Source organism: Streptomyces sp. NPDC111606 (assembly GCF_055656945.1).
This window is the reverse complement of record NZ_JBVKBY010000004.1, coordinates 407,842-421,675: the sequence shown is the minus strand read 5'-3', so window position 1 is coordinate 421,675 and position 13,834 is coordinate 407,842. Positions and strand designations below refer to the sequence as shown.

Here is a 13,834-nt window from a genome sequence, read left to right as displayed (position 1 = left end):
CGTGCTCCTGCGCGAACCCCTCACCGCACGGCGCGTGATCGGGCTGACCGGCGCGGCGGTGGCGACCGTTCTGCTCACCCTCGGGTGACGGGACCCTCACCCCCAGGTCGCCGAGTAATACCGCTGGTACGCCTTGCGGTCCTGCTCGGCGCGGATGAAACGGGTTGCCGCCAGGGCGACCAGACTGCCGGCGATGACCAGCAGACCGGGACCGACGTTCTTCGGGTCCGCGAGCCGGGACAGCAGTGTCACGGCGGCCTCGCCGGCCACCGGCGCCGACGAACCGGGCGACGCGTCACCCGGCGCGCCCGCGTCCTGCGACGGGGCAGGCGCCGCGCCCTGTCCGGAGCCGTTCTGCGCGGCCACGATGAGCTTCATGTCGAGCGCCGCCAGCGCCTTGGTCACCGGCTGGAAGAACGTCGTGCCGCCCGCGTTGCAGTCGCCGCTGCCACCCGACGTCACACCCAGCGCGACCCCCTCGGAGAACATCGGACCACCGCTGTCACCGGGTTCGGCGCACACATTCGTCTCGATCAGCCCCGTGACCGTGCCCTCGGGGTAGTTGACCGTGGCGTTGAGCGACGTCACCTCGCCGTCACGCAGCCCGCTCGTGCTGCCACTGCGGAACACCTTCTGTCCGACGGCCGGATCGGCCGCGCCGGTGATCCGCACCCCCTGGCCCTTGCCGATGGACACGACGTCGGCCCCGGCACCGGCATCCCCGTTCGCGTACTGGACCAGTGAGAAGTCACCGCCGGGAAAGCTCTGCTGGACGGTCTGCCCGATCTGCTGTCGGCCCCGGTTGTCGGAGAACCACACCGAACCGTTCGGACCGCAGTGCCCGGCGGTGAGGATGAAGTCGCGCCGGCCGTCCGTGACGTTGAAGCCTGCCGAACAGCGCCCGGCGGTCGACAACAGCGGCAGCGCGCCGTTGAGGCGCGTCGTGAACGTGCCCTCGGTGCGCTCCATACGGACGAAGCCGCCCACGTCTGCCGCGAGGTCCGTCATCCGGGACCAGTCGGCCGCGGAGACGGTGCTGTCGCCCCGTACGACCACCTCGTTGGAGCGGTAGTCCATGACCCACGCCGTACCGGCCACCCGGGGCGCCGAACGCAGCGTCGACGTCGCCGACTTCATCTCGTCCATGCTGTGGTCGACCATCTTCGCCTCGGCGCCCGCCTTGCGCACCTCGGCGGCGGCGCTCTCGTCGGTGACCGCGACGACTGCCTTCCCGTCGGCACCTATCCAGCTGCCCGCCGTACGGGACGTGCCCAGACGTGCGACCAGCTCGCTGCCGGAGTCACCGGCCGACGCGGCGTAGGTGCGCGGGACGGCCGCGGCGTCCGGAGGTTCGCTCGCCACGGCGCGTGTGACCATCGTTCCTCCGAGGAGGAGTCCGCCGACCGCCGCCAGCCGTGTCACTCGCCGGACGAGACGTCGTCGTGCGTGCCTCATGCGTGGCTCCCGAACCAGTACAGCGCGGCGTCAACGCCGCGGGGCCCTCCCGTGGTTGAGCACCCTCACTCCATACGCGGCCCGGTGCGCGCGTGTTCACCGCACGACTGATCGTTCTTGCGCCGGCGCCCCGACCAGCAGCGGATTCAGGAATTCACCGACCGTCACCCGGCCACTGCTCGTCCTCATCGTTCCCGGCCGGCGCACATCCCCCTATGTTGAGCCTCATGACCAGGATCCCGCACGAAACGACCGGTGAACCGAATCCGCTTCGCGCACTGAGTCTCGACCGGCTCCGATGTCGTACAAGCATGAAGTGGCGCGCCTACCCCGAGGACGTCCTGCCCCTGTGGGTGGCCGAGATGGACGTACCGCTGGCCGAGCCCATCGTGCGCGCACTCACCGACGCCCTCGCGCTGGGCGACACCGGATACCCCGCGGGCACCGGCTACGCCGAGGCGCTCGCCGGTTTCGCGGAGAAGCGGTGGGGCTGGGAACCGGCCGTGGAGCGAACGGCGATCGTGCCCGACGTGATGCTCGGGGTGGTCGAAATGCTCAAACTGGTCACCGGACCCGGCGATCCGGTCGTGGTGAACTCACCCGTGTATCCGCCGTTCTACATGTTCATCGAGCACATGGATCGCCAGGTGATCGAGGCCCCGCTCGGCGCCGACCTGCGCATCGACCTCGACACCCTCGACGAGACCTTCCGGCGGGCGACCACGGACGGCCGACGCGCCGCCTTCCTGCTGTGCAGCCCCCACAACCCGACCGGCACCGTGCACACCGCCGACGAACTGGCCGCCGTGGCCGCACTCGCCGACCGCCACGGCGTGCGCGTCGTCGCCGACGAGATCCACGCCCCGCTCGCCGCGGGCGGCGTCGACTTCGTGCCGTATCTGCGCGTCCCCGGCGCCGAGAACGGGCTGTCGCTGATGTCCGCGTCGAAGGCGTGGAACCTGGCCGGCCTCAAGGCGGCCCTCGCCATCGCCGGACCCGCGGCCGCCGACGACCTGGCCCGGCTGCCGGAAGAGGTCAGCCACGGTCCCAGCCACTTCGGCATCATCGCCCACAGTGCCGCCCTGCGTGACGGCACCGACTGGCTCGACGCCCTGCTGACGGGCCTCGACGACAACCGGCGCCTGCTCGTGGACCTCCTGGCCGAGCACCTCCCCGCGATCACCCACCGCCCGGGCCGTGGCACGTACCTCGCCTGGCTCGACTGCCGCGCCCTCGGCCTGGGCGACGACCCGGCGGACGTCTTCCTGCGGCGCGGCCGGGTCGCGCTCACCTCCGGCATCCCCTTCGGCACCGGCGGAGCGGGTCACGTACGGCTGAACCTGGCGACATCGCCCGAGCTGATCACGGAGGGCGTACGGCGCATGGCGGCCGCCCTCGGCTGAGCCGCACGGTGGGGGCGCCCCGCCCGGCGTCCCCACCCGCGCCGCCCGCACCCGCCCTGCCTACACTTCCGGCCATGGACGATACGTCGCTCGAGACGCTCGGCACGGGCCAGTACCTGCTCATCACCAGCTACCGCAAGAACGGCACCGGCGTCGCCACGCCGGTCTGGGTGGTCCGCGACGGAGACGCCCTGGGCGTCTGGACAGTGGCCGACTCGTGGAAGGTCAAGCGCATCCGCGCCCGGGCCGACGTCCTCGTCGGCCCCTGCGACCTGCGCGGCAGGCCGACCGGCGACCAGGTCCCCGCCACCGCCGAGATCTGCGACGAGGCCACCAGCGCCCGCTACCGCCGGCTCATCGCCCGCAAGTACGGCATCACCGGCCGCCTCACCCTCTTCGGCAGCCGACTGCGCCGAGGCGTGAACGGCACAGTCGGCATTCGCGTGACGCTGACACCGGCCGGCTGATTGCCGGTGGTGGCCGCGCCCAGTGGGCGGCGGCAGCGCTTCGGGAGGGTTCCCGTCCGAGTGGGCCGGACACGGCAGGCGCGGTGGCGTGGGCTCGCCACACTTCGCCGCCGCGCCCGGCGCCCAGTACCTCCTCGGGGACACCGCGAAGTACTCGCAATGGCGGCAGGTGCGTCGCCTCAGGACGCGTCCACCACCGTGCCCTTCACCACCGGCGCACCGGGCACCGGTTCGCCCTCGTCGTCGGCCAACTGCAAGCGCACCGACTCGGCCTGTTCGGCCACCGTGTCCTTCACCGTCGGCACCGTCAGCTCCGTGCTCGTGGCGCCCGCCGGGACGGACACCCACAGATTGAGGTCGTCCACCTCGGACAGCGGGCGCTCCGGATCCGGCGAGGCACCGGACGTCCCCTCGAGCCACTCGGGATCGACGTCCTTGGTGGACAGCGCCGCACCGTCGACGACCGGCACCAGGGCGATCACGCCGCCCACCTCCACATCAGCTGCTGCGGACAGAGTCACCCGCCACTTCAACGGCTTCCCCTCGGTCACGCGGTCCGCGACCGGCTTCACCCCGATCGTGGGCAGGGGGTCGTCGTTCTCCGCGGTCACGCCGCCCAGGTGCGAACCGACCACGGCCGTGCGGACCGCCTTCACGAAGACGTTGTGCGGGAGGTCGTAGCCGTAGCGGGTATTGCCGCGGACCTTCACCGGTACGTCGATGTCCTGCGCACCGGGCCGCACCGTCACCAGCCGGTCCGTGGCCTTGCCCGTGACCGGGTCGGCGACGAACAGCCGTACCTGCCCGCTGCCGTGCCCCGACACCTGCACCGGCACTCGGTAGGACCGTTCGCCCGAGTTCCCTTCCTTGACGGTCAGCCGTCCGACGTCGACCCGGGGCAACGCAGCCTCCCGCACTTCCTGCGTGCCCGCCTGCCAGGCCCAGGCGTCCATCAGCCAGGCCCGCCCGGACCTCGTACGCGGCGTCAGCTCCAGTGACTTGACGTGCCGCAGGTCGAGAGCCGCCGCGTCATCGGCGCCGATCGGCACCCGCACCTCGCGCGCCCAGTACGACGCCGTCCGGTCCGAGCCCGGCAGCCCGTCGACCTTGATCCGGCCGAGGGTCCGGTGCCGGCCGGCCTTGTCGGTGACCGAGACGTCCAGCTGTGTCCCGGTGGTGTTCGGCGGCACGATCACGCGCAGCGCCAACGCCTCGGCACCCGTCAGGGACAGCGGCCGCTCGGGACGTACCCGTACGGCCGACCCCGCCGCGGACCAGCGCAGCGCGGCCGCGCGGCGGCCGGGCTCGCGGTCGGTCTCCCAGCGCGCGAAGTGCGGGGAGCCGCCGGCCGTCTCCGACGACAGGCACGCGGTGGCCGCAGTGGGATGCACGGCCGAGCACAGCCGGCCGCCTCCTCCGCTCACCTTGACCTTGCCGTCCGGCAGGAATCCCGCGCCGCGCCGCGCACCCACCGCATGGGTGAGGACGCGCGCGGGGCCGGCGGAGGGTGCACGGCGGCCCGAGCCGTCGAGCAGCGGGCGGACCCGGTCGTCCTTGGCGACGAACAGCCGTGCCGCCGCGGCGATGTAGGTGGCGCCCGCCTTGTGCTGCTCGTCGGCCGTCAGCCGGGTGCGGGTGCCGGGGGCGCAGACCGGGTCGGACTGCTCCTCGTCGTTCCAGAAGTCGTCGTCGGCGGGCGCCTCGGCCTGGCCCGGCGTCCACTCGCTGTTGAAGTAGTTGTGGTTGGCGCCCACCATGTACACCGCGCTGTGCAGTGCGGTACCGCGGCTGACCCGGCGGGTGCCGTCGACGTACACCTCGCCCTGCAGGTCGGAGACGTCCCCGTCACAGCCCGGCAGGATCGTCATCGACGGTACGTCCGCGACCGGGTTCTGGCCGAAGATCGTCGGTCCGATGAGCACGGTGCCGCGGATGTGCCAGCGCACCGGGCCGCGATAGCCGTCCTGGTTCGCGGGCGGCGGGTAGAGGCTGTCCATCGCCGCCCGGTTGACGCCCTCACCGCCCCGCGAGTGCCCGACGAGCAGGACACGGGACAGATCGGTCCTGGGCGTGTGCCGTACGGCCGCGGGGGCCGTGGCCGGGTGGGCGGACCAGTCGGCCCAGCGGGCGAGATGCTGCCGTACGAGCGAGGAACGGGCCTGCGCGCCGCCGTCCTCGGCGCTCCAGTCCTGGCCGTTGATGCCGTTGGCGGAGATCGACACGGTCACATAGCCCTGGGAGGCCAGGAGCCGCTGGTCGCGCAGATAGCCCCGGTGACTCGGCACCGGCTCGGCGCCGGCGGCGCAGGGCCAGTCGCCGCTGATGTCGCCCTGCGGTGTGTAGCAGGTGGAGTGGCGGCCGTGCAGGAACAGGGCGAGTGGACGGCGGCCGTCGGCACCCTTGGGCGCCACCACCACGGCTCGCATCTCGACCGGCTCGGCAAATCCGGGAAGCCGTACCGGGTCGAGGTCGTACTCGCCCGTGACGGTCCGGTACGCGCCCGGTTTGCCGGGGTCGACCTGGTTCACCGGCAGTCGCGGCGGGACGGTCACCGCCGAGCGAGCGTTGCCGGCGGTCGGGCCGGGCGCGTCCAAACGGCGGCCCGCGGCCCGTACTTCGAGGTCCTGCGCGGAGTCCAGCCGGACCCCGTCGAGGCCGAGCCGGAACGTACGCCCGTCCCTCGCCGGCGCCGGACGGCCGAGCAGCCGGTCACCGGCGTAGAACTCGACGCGGGCATCGCCCATCGGCACCCGCTCGTCGGACCGCCACACCAGCTTGCGCGCCGACCCGTCACCGGTGATGCTCCAGTCGTTCGGCAGACCCTCACCACTGGTGATGTCGGTCGAGTTCGCCGACGGCCTTGCCTCGGACGCCGGTTGAGCCTGAGCCCACCCTGGCGACGACCCCGCCACCGTGAGCACCGTTAAGGCGGTGACCCATATTCGCCGGGCACGAATCACGTGCCCCTCCTTCCGTTCGCACCGGGACGGCCCCGGGCCCTTCACCTGGGAAGGACGGAAGGTGGTACTTGTGCGTTGCCTGTGGCGGCAGAGAAGAGGGGTTGCCTCAGCGGCGAACTAGGTTGGGCACAGCGGGAGATGACAGGGCGAACGAGGGATCGCGTGCGCGGCGGGGCCGGCGAGGAGAACCGTCGGCAGCCCCCGGGCCGGGCCCGGGGTGTGGTGGCTGGGAGAGCGGGTCAGGTCCAGGCGCGGTAGGGCTCGTCGATCAGCTGGAACACCGGCTCGCTGCGGACCGGGTCCTTCGCCGTGGACAACCGCACCCGGTCCCCGCTGTGAATGCCGATCGGCGGGCCGATGACCCGGCCACGCACGACGAACCCCTCGGCCATCTCTATGAGGGACACATTGCGCGCCGCGGGGGTGTTGCGGTGGACCACGGTGGAGTGCCGTACGGTGCCCACCCCCTCGCTGCGCTCGGTCCGCAGATCACTGCCCTGACAGACCGGACACAGCAGCCGGTGGTACATCGCGGTACCGCACCAGGTGCAGCGCTGGAAGACGATGGCGTCCCTGTCGGGGGCCGCGGGGTCGAGTACGCCGGCACCGGAACCGGCGGTCTGGCGAGCAACGCTTCCTGAGTGGTGGTACACGCTGGTCAACTCCCTGCGCTCGGCCGGAATCCCACGTGCGCGGGTCGCCCGAGCACGCACATGCCCGGTTCACCGTGCCACCGTGCACGGCCTCAGCGTATGGCACTGAGTGCCACTCGTAAAGGCACTGCGTACCCTGAATTATGTGAACGAGTCGAGCGGGCGGATCACGTACTCGGGCCGAGCGCCGTCTCGATCTCCTGAACGACCCGCCACAGCGGCGCACCGCGTCGGGACACCACGACCACCACATCCTCGGCCGGTTCGTCGCCGTCCGGGCGCGGGGCGGGACCGGTGCCGAAGGCCGACTGCACATATCCCAGCGCGTGGTCCACCTCGGCGCTCGCGTCGCCCTGACCGGCGGAGCGCAGCCAGGACCGCAGCGCGTTGTTGTGGGCCGCGACCACGGCGGCGGCGATCACGTCGGCCTGGAGCCACCCGTCGCGCCGGCCGGCGAAACGCCCGCGCAGATACTCGGCCAGCTGCCGCTCGTAACGCCACACCACGGACAGCTCGTACGCCCGCAGCCCGGGCACCCTCTTGGTGAGGCGGTAGCGCTGCACCGAGAAGGTGGGGTTCTCCGCGTACATCCGCAGTACCAGCCGGGCCGCGTCGCACACCCGGCGCACCGGCTCGTGCTCGTCGCCGCTCGCCGCGAGGAAGGCCGTCATATCGGTCAGGCACCGCTCGTGGTCGGGGAAGACCACGTCCTCCTTGGACGGGAAGTAGCGGAAGAACGACCGCCGCCCGACGCCCGCGAGCGTCACGATGTCGTCGACGGTCGTCTGCTCGTAGCCCCGCTCCAGGAACAGCTGGAAAGCCGCCGCGACGAGGGCGTCCCGCATGGGTGGCTTGGCGGTCGTGGCCTCCGCCTTCCCGCCCTTGTCCGCCCTCTCGGCCTTGTCGCCACGGCCGGATGCCGCACTGCTGGAGCTCATGGACGGGAACGTAGCATCTGAGCTGGGTTGATGGCACTCAGTGCAGTGGTTTGGGGGAACTGAGTGCTGTCCACGGGCGTCGCCCCCGATGGGATCCGGGCAGCCGTCCCGCCAGGGCCAATGCGGTGGGGTGATCGTATTGATCGGAAATGATCGATACGATTGTGGGCGTAGAGTGAGCGCCTCGGGATCACACTCCGCGTGGCCCGCGGGATCGTTCGACCGCCTCGCCCCAGGGGGAACCATGCGACTGCACGTCGACCAGCGCCACGAGCGGGTGCTCGAACTCGTCCGGGAGCGGGGCAGCCTCCGCGTCGCCGAACTCGCCGCCGAACTCGGCGTCTCCGCCGTCACCCTGCGGCGCGACGTCGAAGCGCTCGCGGCGCAGGGCCGGGTGCAGCGGCTGCACGGCGCGGTCGTGTGGCCGGGGGACACGACCACCGAGGTGCGCGAACGGCCGGCGGGTGCCGAGGGCGCGGTGATCGGAATGATCGTCCCGACCACGAACTACATCTTCGCCGACATCGTGCGCGGCGCCCGGGAGGCGGTCGCGGCCCAGGGCGGCCGGCTCGTGCTGGGGGTGTCCGGCTACGTCGACACCGAGGACTCGGTGCAGGCCGACCACCTGCTCTCGGGCGGTGCGGAGGGGCTGCTCGTCGCGCCCAGCTGGTTCGGCGGTGTGCCCGAGAACGGTCAGGAGAAGTGGCTGCTGGAGCACGACGTCCCCGCCGTCCTGGTCGAGCGCCTGGCTCAGCCCGGAAACCCCGCCGCCGTGCTCGACCGGGTGCGCACCGACCGGGCCCACGGCGCCGCGGTCGCCGTCGGTCACTTCGCGAACCTCGGACACCGCAGGATCACCGCCGTTCTGCAGGAGGGCCCGCACGCCAACCAGATCACCGCCGGCTACCTGGCTGCCGTGCAGGCCCTGGGGCTCGACGTGGACAAGACCGCCGCCCCGACCGTGCGGGAACACGGGGACTACGAGGCGAGCGTCGACTATCTCGTCGACGCGGTGAAGAAGCGTGGCGTCACCGCCGCGCTGGTGCACAGCGACGAGGACGCGATCGTGCTGGTGCCACGGCTCCAGGCGTGCGGCATCCGGGTCCCCGACGACCTGGCGCTGATCGCGTACGAGGACGAGGTCGCCGGGCTCTCCGACGTGCCGCTCACCGCTGTCGCGCCGCCCACGCGCTCCGTGGGGGAACTCGCCGCCAAGCTGCTGCTGGCACGCCTCGCCGAGCGCCGGAGCGGGCAGCAGCCGGGGCCGCGTCAACACCTGGACCTGCTCCCGGAGTTGAGGGTCCGCTCATCCTGCGGCGGCGAATCGATCGCTGAATGAGCGAACGGCGATCGTTTTGATTGTTTTGCGCGAACGCTCTTGACTCTGATCGTGTGTGCACAAAAGATGTCCTGCGACCGCCTCTGCCCGTACGAGGTCTCGTAGGAGACGTGCCATGACACGCACTTCACGTTCGCCCCGCACCACACGTTCGTTCCGCACGACCGCCGCTCTCGCCGCCGTCACCGCGCTCGGCCTGCTCGCCACCGCCTGCGGCGGCAGCGGCGACGGCGAAGGTGACACGGCAGGTACCGAGGCGGGCGGAAAGCCCGTCACGCTCACCTACTGGACCTGGACACTCGGGGCCAAGTCGACCGTGGAGGCGTTCAACAGAACGCACAAGGACATCAAGGTCGAGTTCACCGAGATACCGAGCGGCACCGAGGGCTACAGCAAGCTCGTCAACTCGGTGAAGGCCGGCAATGCACCCGATGTGGCCACGATCGAGTACCAGATGGTCCCCGAGTTCGCCAGCCAGGGCAATCTGATCGATTTGACCGAGCACGCCGGTGAAACGGTCAAGACGAAATTCCCGCAACCCATCCAGGACCTGGTGACCTTCGGCGGCAAGACCTGGACCGTGCCCTACGACGCCGCGCCGCAGCTGTACTACTACCGCACCGACCTGTTCAAGAAGTACGGCACCGAAGTCCCCAAGACCTGGGACGAGTTCAGGACGGCCGCCGAGAAGGTCAAGAAGAAGGACGAGAACGTACGGCTCGCCTCCATGCCGAAGAGCGACCCCGCGCTGCTGGCCGCACTGGCCTGGCAGGCGGGCGGGAAGTGGTTCGACACGAAGGGCGACGCCTGGAAGCCCGCCGTCGACGACACGGCGAGCAACAAGGTCGCCGCCTACTGGGACGGCTTGATCAAGGACGACCTCGTGCAGTCCTTCACCGCCTACAGCCCCGAGGAGACCAAGGCCCGCACCTCCGGCAAGACCCTCTCCTTCCTGGGCGCCTCCTGGTCCGCGGGCGGCATGCAGACCGCCATGCCCGACCAGAAGGGCAAGTGGGCCGCCGCGCCCATGCCCAACTGGGGCACCGCCGCCAGCGGCAACTACGGCGGCACGTCCTACGGCGTCCTCAAGGGCAGTGAACACGCCGACGCCGCCACCGAGTTCATCACCTGGCTCACCACGAACAAGGCCGGCGTCGAGGCCAGGCTCGCCGACCTCGAGTCACCCAGCAGCGCCCTGCCGGCCAACCCCGAGATGCGCGAAGTGGCCGCCGCCAGGTTCGACACCGCCTACCTGAACGGCCAGAACCTCTACGCCCTCGCGTCCCAGCAGGTCGACACCATCGTCCCCGGCTGGACCTGGGGCCCGAACCAGATGGACGTCTACACGGCCATCCAGGACGAGACCGCCAAGTCCGGCTTCACACAGGGCATCGAGGCGGGGCAGCAGAAGGCGGAGTCGGGCATCGCCGAACGGGGTCTGAAGCTCGCGCAGTGACGGTGCGGTGCGGGGCGGCGGAGCAGTGGCGGCGGGGCGGTTCGGTGGTGCCTCGCCGCCCAGGGAATCTGCGACCCGTCGACAACCGCCCCCGCCCAGCCTCGCCCTCCGTTCCCCGCACCCCCTCCACCGGCCTCTCCCGCCCCACCCACCAAGGAGCCGCAGTGGCCCCACCTCTGGTCCGCCCCACCAGCCGGCCGGCCAAGAGCCGCCGCACCCCGTCCCGACCCCGGGCGCAGCTCCCGGCCCAGCTGCCCGCCCAGGCCACGAGCACCTCGCGTCTCCTGCGCAGCCAACGGCGTACGGCCGCCCTGCTCATCACGCCGTTCTTCGTGCTGTTCGCCGTGGTCATGGTGGCGCCCATCGGCTACGCCGTGTGGATGAGCCTGTTCCAGGAGCGTTCCTCAGGGCTCGGGTTCGGCGGCACCGAGCGGGTGTTCGCCGGCTTCGGCAACTACACCAAGGCGCTGGCCGACACCGGCTTCCGCGCATCGTTCGCGCACATCGCGCTCTACTGCGCCCTCTACATCCCGGTGATGATCGGCGGCTCCCTCGCCCTGGCCCTCCTGGTCGACTCGGCCCTCGCCCGCGCCAAGCGGTTCTTTCAACTCGCCCTGTTCCTGCCGCACGCGATCCCCGGACTGATCGCTTCGATCATCTGGATCTATCTGTACACGCCGGGACTGAGCCCGGTGCTCGAATGGATCGGCGCGCTCGGTGGCTCCTGGGACTTCTACGCCAACGATCATGTGCTGGCGTCGCTGGTCAACCTGAGCGCCTGGCAGTGGATGGGCTACAACATGGTCATCTTCTACGCCGCCCTGCAGGCCGTTCCGCGCGAAGTGATCGAAGCGGCCGTCGTGGACGGTGCCGGCGCACTGCGCACCGCGCTGCAGATCAAGGTGCCGATGATCGCCTCAGCGATCGTCATGACCGTCCTGTTCACGTGTGTCGGAGCGATCCAGATCTTCACCGAGCCGAAGCTCCTCAACCAGCGCGGAGCGCCCTCGATCGACACCGAGTGGTCCCCGACCCTGTTCATCTGGAAGGCCGGATTCGTGCAGCACGACTACGGTCTGGCCGCCGCCGCGTCCCTGCTGCTGGCCGCCCTCGGCGTCGTCCTCTCCTACCTCGTCACCCGGATCGGCAACCGGTGGAAGGCGGCCACGTCATGAGCACCCTCACCCACGACACCACACCCACCGCCGAGCCCTCCGCCGCTCCCCGGCCCACTGCGGGCACCCGCCGCCGCACCACCCCGAACACCCTGCTGTCCAAGGGCATGGTCAACGGTCTGCTGATCGTCGCCGCCGGCTACACCCTCCTGCCCGTCACCTGGCTGCTCTTCGCCGCCACCAAGAACCACCGCGACCTCTTCGCCACATCCGGGTTCGCCTTCGGCGACTTCAACCTCCTGACCAACCTGCACCAGGTGCTCACCTTCAACGACGGCATCTACCTGCGCTGGTTCGGCAACAGCGTCCTCTACTCCGTCGTCGGCTCGGCAGCCTCCACATTCATCTGCGTCGCCACCGGCTACGCCTTCGACAAGTACGACTTCCGAGGCAAGGAGAAGCTGTTCGGACTGGTCCTCGGTGGCGTCCTCGTCCCCACCACCGTCATCCAGCTGCCGATGTACCTGCTCGCCACCAAGGCCGGCGTCGTCAACACCTACTGGGCGCTGCTGCTGCCCGCGCTGGTCAACCCGTTCGGCGTCTACCTCGCCCGCGTCTTCTCCGAGGGCTACGTCCCGAACGAGATCCTGGAAGCGGCCCGCGTCGACGGCGCCGGCGAACTGCGCACCTTCGTCCGCATCGCCCTGCCCATGCTGGCACCCGGCTTCATGACGATCTTCCTGTTCTCGTTCACCGCCAGCTGGAACAACTTCTTCGGCGCCCTCGTGATGCTCAACGACGAGCAGCTCTACCCGGTCAACCTGGGGCTGTTCATGTGGAACAGCGTCACCCAGCAACAGCCCGAGTTCTACTCACTCGTCATCACGGGCTCGCTCGTCGCGGTCGTCCCGCTGATCGTCGCCTTCGTCTGCCTGCAGCGCTTCTGGCGTTCCGGCCTGACCGCGGGCGCGGTGAAGTGACGACGCCCTCCGCCACGCCCGCTCCGGAAGGACCCCTCCTGAACAGCATGCGCCGACCCCACACCGTGCTGGCCATGGGAGCCGGTATCCACAGCCAACTCCTCGCCGGCAACGCCCTCGACCGCCTCGAATCCGTCGCCCGCGTCGACACCACGACCGCCGTCACCGACTTCACCACCGCCGACCCGTGCCAACTCGCCCGCACCGAAGTCCTCTTCACCCACTGGGGCGCACCGTCGCTCACCGAGGACGCGCTGCACCGCATGCCCCGACTTCGCGCGGTCGTCCACGCGGCCGGCTCCGTCAAGCACCACATCACCGACGCCGTCTGGCGCCACGGCATCGCAGTCTCCTCGGCCGCCTCCGCCAACGCCGTGCCCGTCGCCGAATTCACCCTCGCCGCCATCCTCTTCGCGGGCAAGCGCGTCCTCGACGCCTCCCGCACCTACGCAGCCACCCGGAGCCGCCCCGACCTGCTGCCGTACTACGACGGCTACGGCAACTACCACCGCACCGTCGGCATCGTCGGCGCCTCCCGCATCGGCCGCCGGGTCCTGGACCTGCTGCGCCCGTTCGACCTCCACGTCCTCCTCCACGATCCCTACCTGAGCCCGAAGGAAGCGCACGCCCTCGGCGCGGCGCAGGCCGGCCTCGACGAACTCGTCCGGCGCAGCGACGTGGTCTCCGTCCACGCACCCCAACTGCCCGAGACACACCACATGTTCGACGCCCGCCGCATCGCCCTCCTCAAGAACGGCGCCACCCTCATCAACACCGCCCGCGGCCGCCTCGTCGACACCGACGCGCTCACCGCGCACCTGGTCACCGGCCGTATCCATGCCGTCCTCGACGTCACCGAACCCGAGGTACCGCCTGCGGACTCGCCGCTGTACTCCCTGCCCAACGTGCTGCTGACCCCGCACATCGCGGGTTCTCTCGGCAACGAACTCGGCCGGATGACCGACTGGGCCGTCGAGGAGGTCGTGCGGTACGCACAGGGGGTGCCGTTCGCGTACGAGGTCGCGCCGGACGAGCTGACCCGCTCGGCGTGAGCGAGCAGGCGAAGCC

11 protein-coding genes are annotated in these 13,834 nt (G+C 70.7%); 7 read left to right on the top strand and 4 right to left on the bottom strand.

What is annotated here, in order from left to right:
• Window positions 1–96: 96 nt before the first annotated feature.
• A complete protein-coding gene (locus tag ACZ7M7_RS17210) occupies window positions 97–1,455 on the bottom strand; it encodes a S1 family peptidase (protein WP_383627358.1) in 1,359 nt (452 codons plus the stop codon).
• A 227-nt stretch (window positions 1,456–1,682) separates the two neighbouring features.
• Between ACZ7M7_RS17210 and ACZ7M7_RS17205 the strand changes: the two genes are divergently transcribed.
• The gene (locus ACZ7M7_RS17205) at window positions 1,683–2,858 is read left to right on the top strand and encodes a MalY/PatB family protein (protein ID WP_472117388.1); all 1,176 of its coding nucleotides are present in this window, start codon (window positions 1,683–1,685) and stop codon (window positions 2,856–2,858) included.
• 74 nt (window positions 2,859–2,932) lie between these two features.
• A complete protein-coding gene (locus ACZ7M7_RS17200; RefSeq protein ID WP_383601737.1) occupies window positions 2,933–3,325 on the top strand; it encodes a PPOX class F420-dependent oxidoreductase in 393 nt (130 codons plus the stop codon).
• 179 nt (window positions 3,326–3,504) lie between these two features.
• On the opposite strand, the gene ACZ7M7_RS17195 is transcribed toward ACZ7M7_RS17200, so the two are convergent.
• The 3 genes from ACZ7M7_RS17195 to ACZ7M7_RS17185 form a co-directional block, all read right to left on the bottom strand.
• Entirely contained in the window at window positions 3,505–6,285 is a 2,781-nt protein-coding gene (locus tag ACZ7M7_RS17195) for an alpha/beta hydrolase (protein ID WP_472117385.1), read from the bottom strand.
• A 239-nt stretch (window positions 6,286–6,524) separates the two neighbouring features.
• Window positions 6,525–6,938 carry a Zn-ribbon domain-containing OB-fold protein gene (locus ACZ7M7_RS17190; RefSeq protein WP_389453487.1) on the bottom strand — a complete coding sequence of 138 codons (414 nt, stop codon included), beginning with the start codon at window positions 6,936–6,938 and terminating at the stop codon, window positions 6,525–6,527.
• A gap of 167 nt (window positions 6,939–7,105) precedes the next feature.
• Window positions 7,106–7,783, bottom strand: coding sequence for a TetR family transcriptional regulator (locus ACZ7M7_RS17185; protein WP_383627930.1), 678 nt, complete (start codon window positions 7,781–7,783; stop codon window positions 7,106–7,108).
• A gap of 337 nt (window positions 7,784–8,120) precedes the next feature.
• Here ACZ7M7_RS17185 and ACZ7M7_RS17180 point away from each other — a divergent pair, with 337 nt between their 5' ends.
• The 5 genes from ACZ7M7_RS17180 to ACZ7M7_RS17160 all read left to right on the top strand — a co-directional run bounded on the left by ACZ7M7_RS17180 (window position 8,121) and on the right by ACZ7M7_RS17160 (window position 13,818).
• Window positions 8,121–9,215: a substrate-binding domain-containing protein gene (locus ACZ7M7_RS17180; RefSeq protein ID WP_472117382.1), complete on the top strand. Its 1,095-nt coding sequence runs from the start codon at window positions 8,121–8,123 to the stop codon at window positions 9,213–9,215.
• 115 nt (window positions 9,216–9,330) lie between these two features.
• Entirely contained in the window at window positions 9,331–10,671 is a 1,341-nt protein-coding gene (locus tag ACZ7M7_RS17175; protein WP_472117379.1) for an ABC transporter substrate-binding protein, read from the top strand.
• A 350-nt stretch (window positions 10,672–11,021) separates the two neighbouring features.
• Window positions 11,022–11,846 carry a carbohydrate ABC transporter permease gene (locus tag ACZ7M7_RS17170; RefSeq protein ID WP_453820741.1) on the top strand — a complete coding sequence of 275 codons (825 nt, stop codon included), beginning with the start codon at window positions 11,022–11,024 and terminating at the stop codon, window positions 11,844–11,846.
• The gene (locus tag ACZ7M7_RS17165; RefSeq protein ID WP_472117376.1) at window positions 11,843–12,766 is read left to right on the top strand and encodes a carbohydrate ABC transporter permease; all 924 of its coding nucleotides are present in this window, start codon (window positions 11,843–11,845) and stop codon (window positions 12,764–12,766) included. Before ACZ7M7_RS17170 ends, ACZ7M7_RS17165 begins: the two co-directional genes overlap by 4 nt.
• Before the next feature lie 47 nt (window positions 12,767–12,813).
• Window positions 12,814–13,818 (top strand): hydroxyacid dehydrogenase, encoded by a 1,005-nt coding sequence (locus ACZ7M7_RS17160; protein WP_472117373.1) that lies wholly within the window; start codon window positions 12,814–12,816, stop codon window positions 13,816–13,818.
• Window positions 13,819–13,834: the final 16 nt, after the last annotated feature.